This is a genomic window from Pectobacterium odoriferum (assembly GCF_009931295.1).
Classification (GTDB): domain Bacteria; phylum Pseudomonadota; class Gammaproteobacteria; order Enterobacterales; family Enterobacteriaceae; genus Pectobacterium; species Pectobacterium odoriferum.
Map to the genome: position 1 here is coordinate 4,479,062 of NZ_CP034938.1, position 20,675 is coordinate 4,499,736.

The 20,675-nt window shown below is 53.4% G+C and carries 14 protein-coding genes; 7 read left to right on the plus strand and 7 right to left on the minus strand.

Going from position 1 to position 20,675, the window contains the following annotated elements:
* Positions 1–17 precede the first annotated feature (17 nt).
* The 5 genes from EO763_RS20250 to EO763_RS20270 form a co-directional block, all read right to left on the minus strand.
* A complete protein-coding gene (locus EO763_RS20250) occupies positions 18–1,187 on the minus strand; it encodes an NAD/NADP-dependent octopine/nopaline dehydrogenase family protein (RefSeq protein ID WP_161530011.1) in 1,170 nt (389 codons plus the stop codon).
* A gap of 10 nt (positions 1,188–1,197) precedes the next feature.
* Positions 1,198–2,214 carry a PLP-dependent cysteine synthase family protein gene (locus EO763_RS20255; RefSeq protein ID WP_039492080.1) on the minus strand — a complete coding sequence of 339 codons (1,017 nt, stop codon included), beginning with the start codon at positions 2,212–2,214 and terminating at the stop codon, positions 1,198–1,200.
* Positions 2,215–2,227: 13 nt separating this feature from the next.
* On the minus strand, positions 2,228–3,631 hold the full coding sequence (locus EO763_RS20260; protein WP_161530012.1) for a Y4yA family PLP-dependent enzyme: 1,404 nt from the start codon (positions 3,629–3,631) through the stop codon (positions 2,228–2,230).
* A 41-nt stretch (positions 3,632–3,672) separates the two neighbouring features.
* Positions 3,673–5,859 (minus strand): TonB-dependent receptor, encoded by a 2,187-nt coding sequence (locus EO763_RS20265; protein WP_161530013.1) that lies wholly within the window; start codon positions 5,857–5,859, stop codon positions 3,673–3,675.
* Between the two features lie 82 nt (positions 5,860–5,941).
* Positions 5,942–7,843 (minus strand): IucA/IucC family protein, encoded by a 1,902-nt coding sequence (locus EO763_RS20270; protein WP_161530014.1) that lies wholly within the window; start codon positions 7,841–7,843, stop codon positions 5,942–5,944.
* 250 nt (positions 7,844–8,093) lie between these two features.
* Between EO763_RS20270 and EO763_RS20275 the strand changes: the two genes are divergently transcribed.
* Positions 8,094–8,975 carry an HpcH/HpaI aldolase/citrate lyase family protein gene (locus tag EO763_RS20275; protein WP_161530015.1) on the plus strand — a complete coding sequence of 294 codons (882 nt, stop codon included), beginning with the start codon at positions 8,094–8,096 and terminating at the stop codon, positions 8,973–8,975.
* 97 nt (positions 8,976–9,072) lie between these two features.
* Here the strand turns inward: EO763_RS20275 and greB are convergent, their stop codons facing one another.
* On the minus strand, positions 9,073–9,552 hold the full coding sequence (greB, locus tag EO763_RS20280; RefSeq protein WP_161530016.1) for a transcription elongation factor GreB: 480 nt from the start codon (positions 9,550–9,552) through the stop codon (positions 9,073–9,075).
* Positions 9,553–9,726: 174 nt separating this feature from the next.
* On the opposite strand from greB, the gene olsF reads away from it, so the two are divergent.
* Positions 9,727–11,442, plus strand: coding sequence for a bifunctional ornithine lipid synthase OlsF (olsF, locus tag EO763_RS20285; RefSeq protein ID WP_161530017.1), 1,716 nt, complete (start codon positions 9,727–9,729; stop codon positions 11,440–11,442).
* Positions 11,443–11,757: 315 nt separating this feature from the next.
* On the plus strand, positions 11,758–13,425 hold the full coding sequence (locus tag EO763_RS20290) for a methyl-accepting chemotaxis protein (protein ID WP_161530018.1): 1,668 nt from the start codon (positions 11,758–11,760) through the stop codon (positions 13,423–13,425).
* A gap of 116 nt (positions 13,426–13,541) precedes the next feature.
* Here EO763_RS20290 and EO763_RS20295 read toward each other — a convergent pair whose 3' ends face one another.
* Positions 13,542–14,825, minus strand: coding sequence for a citrate synthase (locus EO763_RS20295; RefSeq protein WP_161530019.1), 1,284 nt, complete (start codon positions 14,823–14,825; stop codon positions 13,542–13,544).
* A 313-nt stretch (positions 14,826–15,138) separates the two neighbouring features.
* On the opposite strand from EO763_RS20295, the gene EO763_RS20300 reads away from it, so the two are divergent.
* From EO763_RS20300 to kduI, 4 genes are all read left to right on the plus strand, one after another.
* Positions 15,139–17,472: a Tex family protein gene (locus tag EO763_RS20300; RefSeq protein WP_161530020.1), complete on the plus strand. Its 2,334-nt coding sequence runs from the start codon at positions 15,139–15,141 to the stop codon at positions 17,470–17,472.
* 227 nt (positions 17,473–17,699) lie between these two features.
* Positions 17,700–18,488, plus strand: coding sequence for an IclR family transcriptional regulator (locus EO763_RS20305; RefSeq protein ID WP_010308986.1), 789 nt, complete (start codon positions 17,700–17,702; stop codon positions 18,486–18,488).
* A gap of 341 nt (positions 18,489–18,829) precedes the next feature.
* On the plus strand, positions 18,830–19,786 hold the full coding sequence (gene kdgT, locus EO763_RS20310; protein ID WP_161530021.1) for a 2-keto-3-deoxygluconate transporter: 957 nt from the start codon (positions 18,830–18,832) through the stop codon (positions 19,784–19,786).
* 12 nt (positions 19,787–19,798) lie between these two features.
* The gene (gene kduI, locus EO763_RS20315; protein ID WP_039541681.1) at positions 19,799–20,635 is read left to right on the plus strand and encodes a 5-dehydro-4-deoxy-D-glucuronate isomerase; all 837 of its coding nucleotides are present in this window, start codon (positions 19,799–19,801) and stop codon (positions 20,633–20,635) included.
* The last annotated feature ends 40 nt before the right edge of the window (positions 20,636–20,675 follow it).

The following is a 20,675-nucleotide window of genomic DNA, read 5'->3' on the forward strand; positions in this document are numbered from 1 at the left end:
CCGCTACGGTCATCACGTCAACCCATCTCATCAGTCAGCCAGTGCGGCGGGAAATAGTCGGGGCGATCCTGCGTAGACACGCCCATGTAATCGCTGCACCATCGGTAGACTTCCTCAATGTATGGCACGCTAACGGCCAGATTCTCCGCAATCGTCACCAGCAGGCTCAAGCCGTAGGCGATATCCTCCTGAAACACACGGTGTTGCATATCAAACACATACCCACCAACATCATATTTTCGCAGCGGCAGGCCGATACCGTGGTAAGCCTGATTGGTGCGCAGCACGGAGAGCATCGTGTGCGCATCGGCAATCTGATCGCCATAGGCATCGATAATCTCCTGCTTGAGCGGCAGCACGGAATCCAGCCGCACGCCAAGCCGCTTCTCCAGCGCCGCACACAGTTGCTGGTTCTCTTCGTCCATGCGCTCCAGATAATAGGCGCCGAGTTCCGGGCAATCATTCCACCAGCATAGCGGCTGCGAGAACGGTCTGGCATGCCATTGACCGTAGGGGCCAATCAGGCCATAAATCACCGCACTGTGCATAATCGGGTTACCCGGCGTCAGCGTGATCTCCAGATAATCCGGCAATAGCATCACTGGCGCGGAATAGAGCCGTTGCAGCAGCACCATCAGCGCCTGCTGGCTCGCAGCCGTTTCGCGCCGATGCGTGGCGACATACAGCGTGGCCTTTTCGCCGCCCATTTTGATCGACTGGCCCGGCAGCAAATCAAACGCAATGTGCGCGACGTCCTTCATTCCCCAAATCACCGCGTTTGGGCGAGCGACCAGCTCACGTTCAGCCAGCCAGTCAAAACCGCAAAAACCGGGGATCGCGCCGACATAAACTGGTTTATCGCTGGGTAAATGGGGAACGATCCGCGCCAGGAGGTCGGCGCGGAAATTGGCGGGAACGGTGATGATAACGACATCCGCATCGCGGCAAGCTTCCGCCGGGTCGCAGGTCACACAGTCCGGCGTGGCCGTCAGCGTCTCGCCATCCGGCAGCAGCGCGTGTAGCCGTTTACCGTGCTGCTGATAGGCTTCCGGCAGACGAGGATGACTGCCCAGTAACGTCACCTTGACGTCCGGTAGTTGTTTAAACAGTACCGTGGCGAGATGGCCGGTCTTGCCGGCCCCGCAAATCACCACGTTAAGCGGCTGCCCGCTTAGCGTTTCGGTCATCGTTAACTCCTTAGCTTGCCTGCTCCAGAGAAATCGCGTTGCCCAACCAGCGATCCAGATCGTGCCACACGCTGCTATCTATCAGATTACGCGCCGCTAGCCACTCTTCGTTAAACACCGTGTGCAGGTACTTCTCACCGCCGTCGGCAATCGCCAGTACCACGTTGCCGCCGATACGATCCTGATAGATCAGCTCCAGCGCTTTATAGATCACCCCGCCCGTCGAACCGCCGACCAGCAGACCGTAGTGCCGTGCGATATAGCGTGCCGTTTCAAATGCCTGCGTATCCGATACCTGCTCACCACAGTCGATGCAGCTGTAATCCAGCACCAGCCCCACGGTATCCCCCGCGGGTGTTCCGGTGCCGGACTGATAATAAGGTTTACCGGGGTGACCGAAGACGATAGAACCAACCGGTTCAACCGCAATGGTCGTGATATCCGGATTATGGACTTTCAGGCCATGTGAAATGCCGGTCATCGATCCGCCGGTGCCCACGCAGCCGACAAACGCGTCGATCTTGCCAATCTGGCTAAACAGCTCGCGGACAAAATCGGCATAGCCGCCCGCATTCGCCGCGTTATCCGATTGGTTCATAAACACCGCTCCGGGTATTTCCTGCGCCAGCTGTGCTGCCATGCGCTGGCGTTCCACGACCGCCACCTCATCTTCGCCGTAGTCGCCGGAAACGTAGCGAATTTCCGCGCCGAGCGCGCGCATGATGGCAATTTTGTCCTGCGCCGCATGATGATCGACCACGGCGATAAAGCGCAGGCCGTATTCAATCGACGCCAGCGCCAGCCCGATACCGGTATTCCCTGATGATGACTCGACAATCGTGCCGCCGGGGCGGATTTTCCCTGACTTCAGTCCGGCGACAATCATGTTTCGCGCCATGCGATCCTTCATGCTGCCGCCGGGGTTATTCTTCTCCACTTTTAAAAACAAACGCGTATCCCCATAAGGGACAGGAATTTGTATAACCGGTGTATTACCAATCAAATCAGTTACTTTATTCAGGATCATGGTTCTGCTCCATTCAGTTATCACTGGAAAAAATCAGCTCACCTTTCTTACCTTTGAACGCGCACAGGCGCGCAGGCAGCGGATGCCGATGAAACGCGTTTTCCAGCAGGTCCATCTGGTATCCCGCCGTATTCGCGTAAATCAGTAAATCGCCGGGCTGCGGCACGGTTCGAAAATGAATCAATCGGTTCGTAATGACATCGTCGTCCAGACAGCTGTGTCCGGCGATCCAGGCTTTACCCGGCGTCGGACGTGTGTCTTTTTTGACGGAAAAAACATGCAGAGGATCAATCAAAAACTCAGAGTTAAACCAGGTTTCACACGCGCTGAAGCTGCTGCCTTCGACAAACACGACATGGTTGCCATCCGGCTGGCGGCGCGTGCGCGTGACGCGAAACACGGTAATCGCACTTTGGTCGGCCAGACTGCGCCCCGGCTCAATCGCCAGCATCAGGCCGTACTGTTTTAGTACGTCCGCTACACGGCTCTGCCCGATTGAAGCTGATAGGAAGGCGTCAAGATAGTCAGCAGCCGAGCGCTCACCGCCGTACGGATAAAACGAGGTTGGCACCTGACCGTGGCGATAATCCGCCTCATTCTGCTTCGCTAAATAATCCTGATAGCGTGAAGCCGAAAGATATTGAATCGGCAATCCCCCACCGATATCAATAATAGCGGGCTGCAATCCCTTTGACCGCGCCCGATCCAGTAATGGCAACACCTCAGACAATGCGGCTACGCGAGTATCGGGCTCATAGCCGCCCAGATGGAAATGGAAACCTTCCAGATGGAACGCATCCTGCCGGGTACTCAACACCTCCAGGCAGAGCGCGACCTCATCGGCCAGCATGCCAAACCGACTGTTTTGTGCGAAAGACGGGCGATAGCGCAGTAGAATTCGCACCGGCTCCGTCACGCGCAGTAAATCTGCCAGCGCGAGCACCTCATCGAACTCTTCCGGCGAATCCAGCACGATAAGCGCGCGGTGATGAACCAGTTCCATTAGAAACTCGCGCGTTTTGGCCGGGCCGGTGGCGCACAGCCGCGCGCCGTCGCAGCCTGCCCGCAGCGCATCTTTCAGCTCCTGTAAGCTGGAAACATCCACACCAACGCCCGCGTTAACCGCCGCCTGTACCAGCCCCGGTGATTTATTCACCTTTGCGCCGTAGTACAGGCGGCAGTCCACATCGTGACGCTGCAACACCGTTCGCAATGCCGCAATATTGTTGGCCACGGTGTGCGGCCAGACAATATTCAGCGGCGACCCATACTGCTCAACCAGCCATGACAGCCTTTGCGGCGAGTTGAAAATAAACCGCTCAATCTCACTATCCAGACAAGGCGTCAGTCTCTCAGGCCAGTGGGCCTGCGCGACAGGGAGGGAAGACACTGCGGCAAAGCTAAACAGGTTGCTCATCGCTATCTCCTTAACGTTCGGTTCCTGAAAAATGCCTATCCTTAGAAATCAACCGCGACGGACAGCATCAACGTCCGCGGCGTTCCTTGCGATACCGTGCTGAACGACGTCACGCCAGACCAGTAGTTGCGGTCAAAAGCGTTAAGCACATCGGCACGGAACGTGGTGGGTGCGTTAGAGATTCGTGTCTTGTAACGCGCGCCGAAATCAACGGTGGTCCAGGAAGGAATAGATTGGGTATTGATGGTATTGACGTTCTGCTTCCCGTTATGGGTGACGTTGGCGTTGAGCGTCAGATCGCGCAGGAACGGCAGATCATATTCTACGCCAGCGTTAGCCTGAAAACGCGACGTGCCCGGCGCGCGCTTGCCCTGTGCCCCCGGCGTCACGCTTTTGGTCAACTCGGCATCCAGCAGCATCACGCCACCGGTCAGACGCAGATCCTCCAGCGGTGAACCGACGACATCCAGCTCGATACCCCGATTGCGCTGCTCGTTGGCATCAACAAACGTGCCGTTAACCAGCGCGCCGCTCGGCTTGGTGATCTGGAACACGCTCAGCGTGGAGATCGTCCCCAGCGCGTCCACTTTCACGCCGGCCTCGTACTGTTTGCTCTTATACGGCGACAATACCTGCCCCGCATTGCTCGCATTCGCAGGCGCAATATCCCCTTTGCTCAGCCCCTCAATGTAGTTGGCATAGAGTGAGACGTGCTGCCAGGGCTTAACCACGACACCCGCCATCGGCGTTATCGCATTTTTGTCGTAGGACGATGATGGCGCACTATTGCCGGGAACAAAGTTATCCGACTTGATCTGCTGATAACGCAGCCCACCCGTCACTTGCAGCACATCGTTCCAGAAGCCGAGCGTATCCGCCAGCGCGATACCCGATAGCGCGGTGGAAGAGCGTTTGCTAATGGTTGCAGGAGCAGCGACATTCTGTGCAGGTGAAGAAACCGGATTGTAAATATTCGAGTTAATCGCGGTTCCATTGCCGATACCGGTCGCCTGACGATCGCGATAGTAGCTGGTCTGTGCCGACAGCTTGTGCGTCACCGAGCCGGTTTCCACATCCGCGCGAATACCGGTCGCCAGCGTGTAGCGGCTGGTGGTAAAGCGATAATTGCCCACAGCGGAACTCACATCGCCATTATTATTCGTGACCTGCGGCACCTGCTCTGACAAGCGGCTCACGTGTGCGCTGGAACCACCCAGATCGGTAAACCAGGTGACGTTATCCGCCAGATCGTATTCGGTATGCAGCAGCACCGACTGGTCTTTGGAATGCCAGAATCCCCACGGCTGGGAAATGTTAGTGTTGCCATCCGGCGCGTCGGGCACGGTCACACCAGCGGCAAACGAATAAGGGCGCGACGGCGCACGCGTTTTCAGATGTTGAGTGATGAGATCCAACGTGGCGCGGAAGCGTTCTGACGAGAAATCCAGCCCAAGTGAGCCGACCTGTGTACGTTTGTCGCTGCCATCCCACACCGTGTCGCCGTAGCCGTAATTACCGTTAAAACGCACACCGAGCAGATTATTATTGTCCAGCGCATAGACGCGGGAGATATCCGCATGCTGTGTGAGTTGGGAATCAGACTGCCAGCTGGTGGTGAGACGGGTCAGATTGCCTACGGTAGTCGGACGTTTGGTGACGGCATTAATCACCCCCCCCACGCTGCTGTTAGGCGACAGCCCATACAACAGCGCCGATGGTCCTTTCAGCACTTCTACCCGCTCGATGTAGTCGGTCATCAGTTGATAGTTAGGCGCGACACCGTAGACGCCGTTCATGGCGATGTCACTCAGGTTTCCTTCATTGAGCGGAAAACCACGGATGTAGTAAGAATCCAGCAGACCGCCCTGAGAACTGCTCACCCGCACCGAGGCGTCATGCGCGACCACCTGCCCTAGCGTCTGGGCCTGTTTATTTTCAATAAACGATGAGGTCATGTTGCTGACGTTAAACGGCGTATCCATAACGTCCTTTTTGCCCAGCAGCCCGGTGCTGGATGACCGCGCCGACATGCCGCCCGCGACCAGTCCCTGCACGGCTTCCGCGTCTTTGGCTTCCACCACGATCGTGGAATCATCGCGCTCGCCCGTTGCAGCCTGCGCGGGTATCGCGATGCCGCCTAGCACAGCCGTTACGACGACGGCCAACACGGAGGGAATAGGAAAACGAGTCTTCCCAGTAGGTGGAGTGAAGTTCTTCCTGGCGTTCATCAACAAAGTTATCCATCTCAAAATGAGGAGTGAAAAAGATGCTCCCGTTTTTCAGCCTGTAAGGCAGGAGCATCGCCATACATCACGGCTCGACGCGAGTTTCCTCCCCTTCCGTAAGGAAGGGGTTGCTCAGGCCGTGCTGAATTCGGTAGTCGCGATATTCCTGAATGTGCATCCGCAGCAGCGAACGCGTATACCAGGGCTGGGTCAGAAACATGTCGCGTTCGGTCTGCCACAGCTCGCCATCAACGCGCGACTTCACCGCATCAAACGCTGCGGCCGTTTCTTCTTTCATCACCTGCCACAGCCGCGCATCGGCAAAGCCGTATGCCGCACTCAGCGCCAGCGCCAGTTCGTGCAGGTGGCTGACAAAACAGGCATCGATGACAAACATCCTCACGGGTTCGATGTCATCTTCAAAGACCGTGGGCAGGATGCCGGGCCAGACGTAGGGTTGCAGATGATGGCCGCGCTGACGCAGCAGCGGCGCGTAGGTGCGCCCGTCACCGAAATCGCGGATTAATAGCCCCTGCGCGACGCCTTCGGGCGAAAAGAGGATCTGGCTGTTCTGCTGATGCGCTTCCAGCCCAATGCCGTACAGCAGATAGATAGCGATGACAGGGCGGGTAACCGAGCGAACGTATTGACGGAACCACGCCTCTGCGCCAAGCCCGGACAGCGTTACCAGCTCGGTGAACAGCGGCTGGTCGCGGTGAGGCAGCGCCGTAAACAGCGTCGCGACGGTCACGGGCAGCGCGCCATTGGTACGTTCATAAACGCGGGCATCGCGGAAGACGACAGAGAGATGCTTACCCGGCGCATCATCCTGATGAACCGCGTGCTTATAGTGGAACGCGGCTTCTTCGCGGAAAAATGCCAGCCGCTGTTCGAACCCACCTTCCTGCGCCAGAATCGCGTCGATGATGGTGCTAATGCGTGGCCCCATCTGGATCGATTTCGCCTGTAGGCTCCGCATTTCGCTGGTCATCCAGATAGCGACAGGCAACTTGATGAAGGGGGAAGAAGGAGGCTCAACGGGTAAAACGGTACGGAACGACATCCCCGGTAGCGTGATGAGATCCGGGCCGTCGGTGAGTAGAATCCCTTCGGCGATCTCATCCGCGTAGTGGGATTTCACCCAGTTTTCCAGATGCCAGCTATGGATGGGCAGCGGGAGCCACTGTGTCTCATCCAGCCCTTGCTGATTCAGGCGCTGCTTCCAGTCCAGCCAGAGCGCAGGAAATGCCTGAGCAAACCACGGGTGAAAATCATCAACGTGCGGCATGCATTCCACATACGCCATATCGCGGCGCAGCGCGGTAATACGCAAAGGCACGCGGGCGTTGAATTCGGGTGACAGTTGCTGGACATCTTCATCACTCAGGCCGGGGCGGGATTTCCAGGTCGGGTAGTAAGGGTGGCCTTCCAGCGATCCCCACTGATCGAGGAACATGGCAGCATCGCGAATGCTTAACTGCCGACGCAGCCACGGCGTGAAAGCGCTCTGCCCATCCTGCTGCATGGCATCAGCCACCTCAGCACGCCACTGGCACCGATAGCGCCGAGCGTTGGTATCATTACGGATGCTGTTACCGACATCTTGTTTCAGGCCGTTAATGCCGCTGTCTTCAGGATGGAAATCAAAACTATCGCGAAGTAAATCAATCAATCGCTCGTGGCTAGTGACGGGAAAAGACGCGCCCTCTGCATTAATATGATAAATATTCCCATTATTAATATACGTGTTTGCCGGTGATGGGGAAATATCATCAAATTTCAATATACCTTTGCCACCCTGCAACGTCAGCGTTGCTTCCCGGGAGTTACCCTTAATAAATATCAGGTCATTTTTATTCAAAATTCCTTCCGCAAAAAAACAGCGAATCAATCGCCTTAGCGCGTTTTTATTTGAATAATCAGAAAGAAAACCATCTACATCCTGATGTATATCCCTGCATTTAACATCGTCAGCCTTGATATTCATAACCACTCCTCACACCGATAAAACAAGTAAAAACCGATTGCAGTAACGTATAAAATGGTGTCATTAAAGCTCGGGTTAACACGCCCCGAAAATTAATAAAAATGTCGTGATAGAGAGATTGAAAAATAATGAATTGAAAGCTAGCATACTACTAACGCCAATGTAAATAGGTATCATTCTTATTCGCAACTAATGAGTTACATTTTAATAAAGTTATTTTTAATCAATGTAATAAGTAAAGGAGAACAGCATGGAACACGCTAAGACCTATCTCTTCGTGCCTGGAAATGCGCCTCATCGCTTTCAACACGCCGTCTGCTGTGGAGCCGATGCCGTGATATTTGATCTGGAAGATGCTGTTCATCCTGATGAAAAAGAGCAGGCCAGAGAAAATATTATCCAGTGGTATGAAAATGACACTCCCGTCTCTGAAATAAATTGCAAAAGATATATACGTTTAAATAAATTTGGTTCGGTGGAATTCAGTAAAGACATCGAGTTTATGAATAAAATCAATAATAAGGATAAATTAATAAATAGCGCGTCATCCAAACATAAAACAACGATATGGGAAATTGTTTTACCTAAAATAGAATCCGCAAAAATGCTGCATGAAGCACGAGAAATGATAAATCGCAATAGAGTGGAAGAGGTTAATATTATTGCGATTATTGAAACCGCGCGGGGATTGCATCATGCGGAAGAGATTTGTGCCGCAGGGGTAGAAAGGGTGGCATTTGGCTCATTAGATTTCTCGCTCGATATGCATTGCGATCAATCCCTGCATGCCTTGCTGTATGCCAGAAGCCGCATTGTATTAGCTTCCAGACTGGCCGACTTGCCGCCGCCAATAGATTGCGTCAATCCTGACTTCACGCATCACGACCGGGTGTTAGCCGATGCACTACATGCACGCTCGCTCGGTTTCTCAGCCAAGCTTTGCATTCATCCCTCGCAGATCGAGGCCGTTCAGCAGGCATTCGCGACAGATCGCAGCAAAATAGATTGGGCAAAGCAGGTTCTAAAAGCGGCCGAACACAGCTACGCTTTCCAGATAAACGGCGAGATGGTGGATTTACCCGTCATTGAGCAGGCTAGGCAGCTATTGCGGGCAAAAAATGTAGATGACTAAACCCATTGCGCCGATAGCTCGCAAAAGAGGGATGTGTTTCCTCAATAAAAATGTGTTTGCCCGGTCGCGCTTCCCCTACGCGTCGCTACCGGGCTGCTTATTGCTTAACGTAATCAATCGAATTGACGAACCACTCACGCGGGCCGTCTGGTGTGTTCACGGTGAATTCCTCATCAACCGCTTTTTTCAGCATGGCGCGCGCCATAGGGGAATCGATCGAAATATAGTCTTTATTGCCGCCGTAGATCTCGTCCGGGCCGACAATCCGCAAGCGCTTCACATCACCTTGTTCATTCTCGATCTCAACCCAAGCACCAAAAAATACGCTGCCATCCTGCTGCGGCGAATAATCAACGATTTTCAATTCCGTCAGGCATTTTCTCAGGTAGCGCACACGCCTGTCGATCTGGCGCAATAAACGCTTGTTATAGGTGTAGTCCGCATTTTCTGAGCGATCCCCCAAGCTGGCCGCCCAGGAGACAATTTTGGTAATTTCCGGGCGCTTTACATTCCAGAGATGATCATGCTCTGCCCGCAGTTTGTCATACCCCTCGCGGGTAATCAGATTGGTTTTCAAGTCGTTAACCCCGTTAGGCGCTTAGCGCGTACCACGTTCTTCACTATCCACACACGCAAAAAATCGCGCGTTCATTACACAGATTTACAGTTTTGGCTAATAATCTATCGACAGACATAAATATGTCATTTCTATCCCGTACTTTTAGCCACGGAGAGCTACGGAGAACGATTTATGTTTAGCTTAGACGCCATTCTGCAAGATCTTGTCCCGCATCGCCATACGCCACCCTGGCAGAAAACGGTTTTGCGTTCTCTGCTATTTGAAAATGAAATGCAGCAATTTGCGCGGCGTTACCCGCATTTGAAAGGATTGGATCTGGTCGAACAGATTCTTGATTACTTCAACTTCAATTGTGAAATGGTCGAAGGGGATTTAGAAAATATCCCCAGTCAGGGGCCGGTGGTGTTGGTTGCCAACCACCCCATTGGCTCACTGGACGGTCTGGCGCTACTCCGCACCGTCGCCAGCGTCAGGCCCGATGTCCGCATCGTCGCCAGCCAGCTACTCTCTTATGTCGCCCCGCTCAAAAATCTGTTTTTTTCCGTCGATAACTTCAATAACCGTACCAAACGCCAACAGGTCAACGCCATCCAGCAACATTTGGAAGGCGACGGCGCGATCATCGTCTTCCCAGCGGGTGAGGTTTCACGCGTCAGCCTGCAGGGTATTCGCGACGGTCACTGGCATAATGGTTTTATCCGCATGGCGAGCAAAGCCCGCGCGCCCGTCGTCCCGATTCATATCGGCGGACGCAACAGCGCGCTGTTCTATCTCTCCTCCATGGTTTATCGCCCGCTGTCCACCCTCCTGCTGGTGAGAGAAATGTTCGGCCAGCGCGACCAAACCCTCAAACTACGCATCGGTGCCAGAATTCCCTATACGTCCTGGAGTCAGGGCGAGTGGAACGCCAACGATCTGGCGGCCCGTTTCCGGCGTCACGTTTATCGGTTAGGACAAGGAAAACCCGGCTGTTTTGCCGGTGAAAAACCCATTGCGCTGGCCGAAGACCGCGTGCTGCTGAAGCGCGCGCTGTCTGAGTGTGAAACGCTGGGTACCACACCGGATGGCAAGATTGTCTATCTCTATCGACGCGGTGAAGAAGATTACGTGCCGCTGCTGCGTGAACTCGGGCGCCTGCGCGAAATCGCCTTCCGCGCGGTGGGCGAAGGGTCCGGCCAACGCCGCGATCTGGACAGCTATGACGATGACTATCTGCACCTGATCCTGTGGGATGACCGTGAACTGGAGATTGTCGGTGCCTATCGCTTTGTCTCAACGGCAAGTCTGATCGCAGAGAAAGGGAAAAGTGGCCTCTACAGCCACAGCCTGTTCCAGTACGGCGACGAAATGGATCCGATACTGGCATCAGGCATTGAGCTGGGACGCAGCTTTATTCAGCCCAAATACTGGGGTAAACGCGGACTGGATTATCTCTGGTTGGGTATTGGTGCCTATCTGGCGCGTTATCCGGAACACCGCTACCTGTTCGGCCCGGTGTCGCTGTCCGGCACCTTGCCGCCGCATGCGCGCGACTTGCTGGTTGCGTTTTATCGTCTGCATTTCACGCCCGATCAGCCGCTGGCAACGTCGCGCCGCCCTTATCCGGCCTCGCTGCCTGACGTGCTGAAACAGTTTGAGGGAACAGACTACCAGCAGGATCTCACGCGGTTGAAAAGCATGCTCAGCAACATGGGGTGTGCGATCCCCACGCTCTACAAGCAGTATTCGGAACTGTGTGAGCCGGGAGGCGTGCGGTTTATCGACTTTGGCATCGATCCCGATTTCAACAACTGCATCGACGGTCTGGTGCTCGTCGATCTGAAGCAGTTGAAAGCATCACGCTATCAGCGCTATATCGCCCCTTTTACCAGCGATAGCGTTTCTTGATCGATCGGTGCGTTAGCCTCTAAAGGGGTTAACGCACCACACTTCTATTCATCAACACCATACCCGCACACATTTTGTCTCTCAGATCACACATTTCATACGAAATCCCACTTGCCGTAATTTACGTGATCAACTGAACGCTTTTCCTGCCGATATTAAAGATATTCTTATCGATATGTTTTTGAACGCGGGAGTTAACGATGTATCCCGAAAATGCGAAAAATAGCTATAACGCCTTGTCATTACTTGCATCGATTACGATAGCAAGCCCCCTCCGTTATGCCTTCATAGCATGTCAAAAAATTAAGGATGTTTATGAATATGCTGAACAGAATCAAACTCGGCAAGATGCTGGGTATGGGATTTTCTCTGGTTATCATCATCAGTCTGATGGTGGCATTCTTCGGACGGCTCCAACTGGTTGGGCTGGGTAACGACATCAACCGGCTTTCCGGTACCACGTTAGCGAATATGTTATTGATTCAGGAAGTTAAAGCCGGTTTTGACGCTAATGCTCGTCTGATCCGCAACATTGCGATCAGCACCAACCCTGCGCAAATCAAGCAGGAAAAGCAGTTCGTCGACGAGCAAATCGCTCGCAACACCGCCAACCTGAAAAAATTAGGGCAACAGCTGGATACCGAAGGCACCCGCGCGCTGCTGAAGCAGTTTCAGGACACGCGCCCGCCGTACCTTGCGGCCTTTCTAAAAGCCATGGAGCTGGTGCAATCCACCGATCCGCAGCAGCGCCTACAGGGTAATACCATTATTCTCAATGAGATGCAGACCGCGCAAAACGCGCTGTTCAACGTGCTGGATGCGATGATGGCCTCGCAGCAGCAGGATACCAACGAGATTGTCAGCCACGCGCAGCATGGTGCGCAGTCCGGCAGCGTCATCATGTTGATTCTCGCACTTGCCGCCGCGGCCATGGCTGCGGTCGTGGCCTGGTTGATTACCCGCACGCTGAAAAACCAACTGGGGGGAGAACCGCTCTACGCCACCCACATTGCCCGGCAAGTGGCCGATGGCGATCTGGCTGTCGATATCAACATCAAGCCGAACGACCATAGCAGCCTGCTAGCGACCATGCGTCACATGAGTCATAACCTGGGCGATATCGTCGAACAAGTGCGGCAAAGCAGCGAAGCCATTGCGTCCGGTTCTAGCCAAATCGCCGCGGGCAGTGAAAACCTGAGCCAGCGTACGGAAGAGCAAGCTGCCAGCCTGCAACAAACGGCCGCCTCAATGGAACAGATGAGTCAGGCAATTCGTCAGAATGCGCATACCGTGCGCAGCGTCACTCAACTTGCCAGCCAAGCCAGCGAAACGGCGACCAAGGGCGGTGAGGCGATCGGCGACATGGTCATTACGATGAAAGAGATCTCCGACAGCTCACACAAAATCCGCGATATCATCAGCGTCATTGATGGCATCGCCTTCCAGACTAACATTCTGGCGCTGAATGCGGCGGTCGAAGCGGCACGCGCGGGTGAGCAAGGTCGCGGCTTCGCCGTGGTGGCTGGAGAAGTGCGTTCACTGGCACAGCGTTCCGCCTCCGCCGCGAAAGAGATCGCGGTATTGATCAACACCAGCGTCGAAAAAGTTGAAGCGGGGAATCGTCTGGTTGAAGACACCGGCAGCACCATTGATGAGCTGGTACGTCAGGCGCGCAGCGTGGCAGATTTAATCAGTGAGATCGGGACGACCACGCAGGAACAGGAGTCCGGTATTTCGCAAATTCATGATGCCGTGAACCAGCTCGATCAGGTCACCCAGCAGAACGCCACGCTGGTAGAAGAGTCCGCGAATGCGGCAACCAGCCTGCGCGAACAGTCATCTCATCTGGTGACGCTCATGAACCATTTCCACCTGCGCGGCACACCTGCAACCCGCCCAGCGCCGATGGCGAAAAAAGCCCAACCGACTCGTTTAGCGCTCGCACCGGTCGGCAACGCACAGGATAACTGGGAAAAATTCTAGCGCCTTTCCCTGTCCACACTCACCATGATGCCCGATATCGGCATCATGGTGACAATCACGTCAGTTTTTCCCTTGAGAAAGTTCATTTTTAGGAAACCAAATGGTTTTTTAGAAACTTACACTTTTTGAGAAATATAGTCCCGACGCGGCTGCCCGGTATAAATCTGGCGTGGACGGTAGATGCTGATGTCTTCCTGCTTATGCATCTCATCCCAATGCGCAATCCAGCCGATCGTTCTGCCGACAGTAGAGATAACCGTAAACATCGACGACGGCAGCCCCATCGCTTTGAGAATGACCGAGGTATAGAAATCGACGCTCGGGTAGAGTTTATTCTCCAGAAAATAGGCATCGGTCATGGCGATATGTTCCAGCTCCATCGCTACCTGCAACAGGCTGTCTTCCGTGCCAAGTTCATTGAGCACTTCATAACAGGTTTTGCGCAGAATCGCCGCGCGTGGATCGAAATGCTGGTAGATTGAGTTACCGAATCCCATCAGGCGGAATGAATCGCAGCGGTCTTTCGCCCGTCGTACAAATTCAGGAACGCGGTCGACCGTTTTAATTTCTTCCAGCATGCGCATACAGGCCTCGTTCGCCCCACCGTGTAACGGCCCCCACATCGATGCCAGCCCAGCCGCAATGCAGGCAAACGGGTTCGCACCGGAAGAACCCGATGCTCTTACCGCCATCGTAGACGGACACTGACCATGGTCGGCATGCAAAATCAGGATGCGGTTCATCGCCCGTTCCAGCACCGGATTCACTTCATATTTCTCCGCCGGAATCGAAAACAGCATGTGCAGGAAGTTGCCCGTATAGGAAAGCGAATTACGGGGGTACACGGACGGTTGTTCGATGGAATATTTGTAGCACATCGCCGCCAGCGTCGGCATTTTCGACAGCAGTCGCACCGCCGCTAGCTCACGGTGTTCCGCGTTATGGATATCCAAGACATCGTGATAGAACGCGGCCAGCGCGCCCACCACCGCGCACATCAGCGCCATCGGGTGGGAATCGCGACGAAAGCCGCTGAACATCCGGGTAATTTGCTCATGAACCAGCGTGTGGCGAGTGATGTTGTCGGCAAATTTCGCATACGCTTCCGCCGAAGGCGCTTCGCCATGCAGCAGGATGTAACAGACTTCAGTAAAGTCACACTGCTCAGCGAGTTGTTCGACAGGGAAGCCCCGATGCAGCAGCACGCTATTCACCGCATCAATATAGGTAATCGCCGACTCGCATCCTGCCGTATTGGCAAAACCGGGGTCATAACTGCACAGCCCGTGTTCACCGAGTGGACGAATATCCACCGCCGTTTTCCCCAGTACGCCGGAGCGCATATCCAGCGTGATATCCGCCTGCCCTTCTGCCGTCAACGTGGACGTTCTGACTGTCATGAACCGTTCTCCTGCCCGAATAATGATGTTGTTCCCGTCCGCTCTCACGGGCTTCTGGATAGGTCATCCCGTGCGGCACTCATGTAAAGTAATACTCGATTTACAACGGCATAAAGCCAACGTATGTCATACGCTAAAATCGTGAGTGGGTTGCAAGAATCTGACGGAATATTGATGTAGGTAAATTTTGTTGCACTGAACAACGCGAGATCATCCGCGTTTTCCAGACGGCAGCGGCTGGCATTTTGCACGCTCAATCCGTATAACTGTCCCCACTTATTTAATTCACTTGATGACGATTGATATCAGACCCATGAATGATTCATTAAGCCACATTATCGCCAGCGAATTGCAGGCGCGTACGGAGCAGGTAGACGCGGCAGTCCGCCTGCTGGACGAAGGAAACACCGTCCCTTTTATCGCCCGTTACCGTAAAGAAGTGACCGGCGGGCTGGATGACACCCAACTGCGCCAGCTCGAAACACGCCTCGGTTACCTGCGTGAACTGGAAGACCGACGCCAGACTATTCTGAAATCCATCGACGATCAGGGAAAGTTAACCGCGCAGCTCGCTACCGCCATAAAAGGTACGCTGAGCAAAACCGAGCTGGAAGACCTCTACCTGCCGTACAAACCTAAACGCCGCACGCGTGGACAAATCGCGATTGAAGCCGGTTTGGAACCACTGGCCGATAGCCTATGGCAAGACCCGAGCCAGGAGCCGGAGCTGACGGCACAGGCTTATGTCGATGTCGAGAAAGGCGTCGCGGACGTGAAAGCCGCGCTGGACGGCGCACGTTACATTCTGATGGAACGCTTTGCCGAAGACGCCACGCTGCTGGCAAAAGTGCGTAACTATCTGTGGAAGAACGCCCATCTGGTTTCCCGCGTCGTGGAAGGGAAAGAGGAAGAAGGCGCGAAGTTCCGTGACTATTTTGATCATCACGAGCCGATTGCTCAGGTGCCTTCACACCGCGCGCTGGCGATGTTTCGTGGCCGTAACGAAGGTGTGCTGCAACTGGCGTTGAACGCCGATCCGCAGCACGAAGAAGCGCCGCGCGAGAGCTACTGCGAACAGATTATTATCGACCACCTGAACCTGCGTTTAGGGAATGCCGCAGCAGACAGCTGGCGACGCGCCGTCATTAGCTGGACGTGGCGCATTAAAGTGCTGCTGCACCTTGAAACCGAACTGATGGGCAGCGTGCGTGAAAAGGCCGAAGACGAAGCGATCAACGTTTTCGCCCGCAACATGCACGACCTGCTGATGGCCGCTCCGGCGGGCATGCGCGCCACGATGGGTCTCGATCCCGGCCTGCGTACTGGCGTAAAAGTGGCGGTAGTGGATGCTACCGGCAAGCTAGTCGCGACCGACACGATTTATCCGCATACCGGTCAGGCAGCCAAATCAGCACCAATCATCGCCGCACTGTGCCTCAAATATCAGGTTGAGCTGGTGGCAATTGGCAACGGCACCGCCTCACGTGAAACCGAGCGTTTCTTCCTCGACACGCAGAAGCAGTTCCCGGATATCAAAGCACAGAAAGTGATCGTCAGCGAAGCGGGCGCGTCGGTGTACTCCGCGTCCGAGCTGGCCGCGCTGGAATTCCCCGATCTGGATGTCTCGCTGCGCGGTGCGGTGTCTATCGCCCGTCGTTTGCAGGATCCGCTGGCGGAACTGGTGAAGATCGATCCGAAATCTATCGGCGTGGGTCAGTATCAGCATGACGTAAGCCAAAGCCTGCTGGCGAAGAAGCTGGATGCGGTGGTCGAAGACTGCGTAAACGCCGTCGGCGTTGATCTGAACACCGCATCCGTGGCGCTGTTAACGCGTGTCGCCGGGCTGACGCGCATGATGGCGCAGAATATTGTGACCTGGCGTGATGAGAATGGCCGCTTCCATAACCGCGAACAGCTGCTGAAAGTCAGCCGTCTGGGGCCAAAAGCCTTTGAACAGTGTGCAGGCTTCCTGCGCATCAACCACGGCAATAACCCACTAGATGCCTCTACCGTTCACCCGGAAGCCTATCCGATTGTGGAGCGTATTCTGGCCGCGACGGAACAGGCGTTGCAGGAATTGATGGGGAATCCCAACGCGCTGCGTAACCTGAAACCCTCAGATTTCACCGACGAGCGTTTCGGCGTACCAACAGTGACCGATATCATCAAAGAGCTGGAAAAACCGGGTCGCGATCCGCGCCCTGAGTTCAAAACCGCCAGCTTCGCCGACGGGGTGGAAACCTTAAACGATCTGCTGCCGGGCATGATTCTGGAAGGCGCAGTCACCAACGTCACCAACTTTGGCGCGTTTGTGGATATCGGCGTCCATCAGGATGGCTTAGTACACATTTCGTCACTGGCCGACCATTTCGTCGACGATCCGCACAAGGTCGTAAAAGCAGGCGATATCGTCAAAGTGAAAGTGATGGAAGTGGATCTGCAACGTAAGCGTATCGCGCTGACCATGCGCCTTGATGAGCAGCCAGGCGACACCGCATCACGCCGTGGCGGTGGCAATGCGCGTGGCGATAGCAATACGTCATCGCGTCAGCCAGCCGGTAAATCACGTCCTCGTCCCGCTAGCGCCCCTGCCGCAGGCAACAGCGCGATGGGCGACGCCCTAGCCGCCGCCTTTAAAAAGCGTTAACGCAGCCCTCACTATTATTTAAAAGATGCCTGACCTCGTTTTCATCAGGTCAGGCATCTTTCCTGCCAAAATATCGCTATTCTGTTTCCCTAATAAAACTGCGTTTTATTTATATTGAAATATTCAACCACTTCACAATTGTTTTGTGATCTACATCTAGGTAAATAAATTACCGTTGCGTTATTATTGTTCTATATAGGAAACCATAGTTTTATATATAGAACATCATGAATATATTCCAACAGCTCGAACACAGTAAAGCGCCGGCAGCCGTCCGTTTAGTGATGATTATTGACTATATCGCCAAACATGACGAAGCCAGCTTCACTGAGATTTGCACTGATTTGTCTATCCCCAAAAGCAGCGTACATCATCTACTGGAAGTGCTGGTGGTGACGCAATTGTTACGTCAGCGCGCTGACGGTCGTTATGTTTTAGGGTTAAGACTGTTTGAGCTTGGCGGTTTGGTAATAAAGAATATTGATCTGCGTAAAGACACGATTAACTTTATGCATGAATTAGTCAAAGAGACAGAGTTGACCTGCCATCTTGGTATTATGGATGGCGATAACGGTTTCTTCCTGAGTAAAGTGGAATCTCCCAAGGCCATCGTAAAAACATCCTGGGAAGGTAAGAAAATTGTATTTAACCGTATGTCTCTGGGGAAAGTGCTCGTCGCCTGGCTGCCCCAGGAAAGAATTGAATCATTGATTGCCGATTGCACCTTTGAGTATTTGACGCCCCGGACGATTACCAACAAAGAAGATTTCCTACAACATCTTAAAATCGTCAAGGAACAGGGTTGGGCAATAGACGACGGCGAAGATATAGAAGAGATCTGCTGCATGGCTGCGCCGATCTTTAACCAAAATGGTGAAGTCATCGCCGCTATCGGCGTTAACGGTATGCAGTCGCAATATGCTAATGGAAAAAAAGAAAAACATCTGGCAAGCCTGATTAAAACCAGTAAAGCGATTACCGCGCATATTAACAGTCGGAATATTGATAGTAGATAATATATTTATCGAAAATAACCAGAGTAAATTTTAATTTGTGAATACAGTCATGAAAAAATCAGCATGACGAATATTTCACGACATAAATACCTGTAAACGCTAATCAAGTGTTACGGGAAGGCCACCTATAACTAAAAATAGGGGAATGGCCATAAATATCAAAACAACAAATAATATTAATTATCAATTTTATAATGGGGACAACCATCTTCACTAGTTAATGAAATCGGGTAATAACCCCTTGGGTTTTACTCCCCCCTATTTATTACTAAATACCAATACTCTATCTGCTTTCACTGAAAGCGGGCTGAACATGCTTTTATCTTTTAATGAGGTCTTTTATGAAAATAAAACAAGCTATTGATAAAATCCCTGGGGGATTAATGCTAGTGCCGCTCTTTTTGGGCGCGCTATGTAATACCTTTACGCCAGGGGCTGGGAAATACTTAGGTTCCTTCAGTAACGGCCTGATTACTGGCACTATCCCTATTCTGGCGGTATGGTTTTTCTGCATGGGCGCATCCATTGAATTTAAAGCAACGGGAACGATGCTGAGAAAATCAGGCGTTCTGGTGGTCACCAAAATCGCCACCGCCTGGGTTGTGGCGCTGATCGCTGGCACATTCTTGCCGGGTGACGGCATCCAAAACGGGATGCTGGCTGGGATCTCCGTGCTGGCGCTGGTCGCAGCAATGGACATGACTAACGGCGGTTTGTACGCTGCATTGATGAACCAATACGGTTCGAAAGAAGAAGCCGGTGCCTTCGTACTGATGTCTCTGGAATCCGGTCCGTTGATGACTATGGTCATTCTGGGTGCCAGCGGTATCGCGACCTTTGAACCTCAGTTATTTGTCGGTGCCGTACTGCCTTTCCTGATTGGTTTTGTACTGGGCAACCTGGACCCGGACTTGAGAAAGCTGTTCGGTAATTCAGTACAAACGCTGATTCCTTTCTTCGCCTTTGCGTTAGGTAACACCATTAATTTATCAGTGATCCTCCAGACGGGCTTCGCAGGACTCTTCCTCGGCCTGTTGGTGATTGTTGTTACAGGCATCCCGTTGATTCTGGCAGATAAATTTATCGGCGGTGGTAATGGCACCGCAGGCGTAGCCGCATCCAGCAGCGCCGGTGCCGCCGTCGCCACTCCCCTGTTGATCGCGAATATGGCTCCGGAATTCGCTCCGGTCGCTCAACAGGCAACAGCGTTAGTCGCCACCAGTGTGATCGTGACATCAGTACTGGTGCCCATCCTTACGGCAGTATGGGCAAAACGCTTTTCACCTAAAACCGCATAAGAAGGTAGCAAAATGGACGTACGACAAAGTGTACACAGTGAACATGCGAAAACGCTTGATACCACTGAGCTGAGAAAGAAATTTCTTATTGAGCAGATATTTACGCCAAACCAATACACCATGACCTACAGCCACATCGACCGTATTGTGGTGGGCGGGATCATGCCGGTGGACGGCGAGATAACGTTTGATGATGGCATCGGCAAACAATTTGGCGTGAACTATTTTCTTGAGCGTCGCGAGCTGGGGCTTATCAATATCGGCGGCCCGGCAAAAATTGTCATCGACGGTACAAGCTACGAGGTTGGCAATGAGGAAGCGCTCTATGTCGGAAAGGGAGCCAAAGCCTTAGCGTTCAGCAGTCTGGACAGCGCCAAGCCAGCGAAACTGTATTATAACAGCGCACCAGCGCATGCCGTTTTCCCGACACGTATCATTACGCAAGACGATGCGATCAAAGCACCGCTGGGCGATGTCAAAACCTGTAACAAGCGGACGATTTGCAAATATCTGGTGCCGGAAGTGGTGGAAACCTGCCAACTGAGTATGGGATTAACGCGTCTGGCGGAAGGCAGCAACTGGAATTCCATGCCGACGCATACCCATGAGCGCAGAATGGAAGTGTACTTCTATTTTGATATGGCGGAAGACACCATTGTTTTCCATATGATGGGTGAACCGCATGAAACGCGCCATCTGGTGATGCATAACGAACAGGCGGTGATCTCCCCTAGCTGGTCGATTCACACCGGTGTCGGCACCAAAAACTATGCCTTTATCTGGGGCATGATCGGCGAAAACCTGACGTTTGACGATATGGACCATATCGCGATGTTGGATTTACGCTAATCCCCTCTGGCATCACGCCAAGAGAGTAAAATGCAGCAGG

What these genes read in the sequence shown, in the direction of transcription:
- kduI (WP_039541681.1), top strand. Translation starts at nt 19,799, where the DNA reads ATGGACGTACGACAAAGTGTACACAGTGAACATGCGAAAACGCTTGAT.
- EO763_RS20290 (WP_161530018.1), top strand. Translation starts at nt 11,758, where the DNA reads ATGAATATGCTGAACAGAATCAAACTCGGCAAGATGCTGGGTATGGGA.
- kdgT (WP_161530021.1), top strand. Translation starts at nt 18,830, where the DNA reads ATGAAAATAAAACAAGCTATTGATAAAATCCCTGGGGGATTAATGCTA.
- EO763_RS20270 (WP_161530014.1), bottom strand. Translation starts at nt 7,843, where the DNA reads ATGAATATCAAGGCTGACGATGTTAAATGCAGGGATATACATCAGGAT.
- EO763_RS20265 (WP_161530013.1), bottom strand. Translation starts at nt 5,859, where the DNA reads ATGAACGCCAGGAAGAACTTCACTCCACCTACTGGGAAGACTCGTTTT.
- EO763_RS20260 (WP_161530012.1), bottom strand. Translation starts at nt 3,631, where the DNA reads ATGAGCAACCTGTTTAGCTTTGCCGCAGTGTCTTCCCTCCCTGTCGCG.
- EO763_RS20250 (WP_161530011.1), bottom strand. Translation starts at nt 1,187, where the DNA reads ATGACCGAAACGCTAAGCGGGCAGCCGCTTAACGTGGTGATTTGCGGG.
- EO763_RS20255 (WP_039492080.1), bottom strand. Translation starts at nt 2,214, where the DNA reads ATGATCCTGAATAAAGTAACTGATTTGATTGGTAATACACCGGTTATA.
- EO763_RS20300 (WP_161530020.1), top strand. Translation starts at nt 15,139, where the DNA reads ATGAATGATTCATTAAGCCACATTATCGCCAGCGAATTGCAGGCGCGT.
- EO763_RS20275 (WP_161530015.1), top strand. Translation starts at nt 8,094, where the DNA reads ATGGAACACGCTAAGACCTATCTCTTCGTGCCTGGAAATGCGCCTCAT.
- olsF (WP_161530017.1), top strand. Translation starts at nt 9,727, where the DNA reads ATGTTTAGCTTAGACGCCATTCTGCAAGATCTTGTCCCGCATCGCCAT.
- EO763_RS20305 (WP_010308986.1), top strand. Translation starts at nt 17,700, where the DNA reads ATGAATATATTCCAACAGCTCGAACACAGTAAAGCGCCGGCAGCCGTC.
- EO763_RS20295 (WP_161530019.1), bottom strand. Translation starts at nt 14,825, where the DNA reads ATGACAGTCAGAACGTCCACGTTGACGGCAGAAGGGCAGGCGGATATC.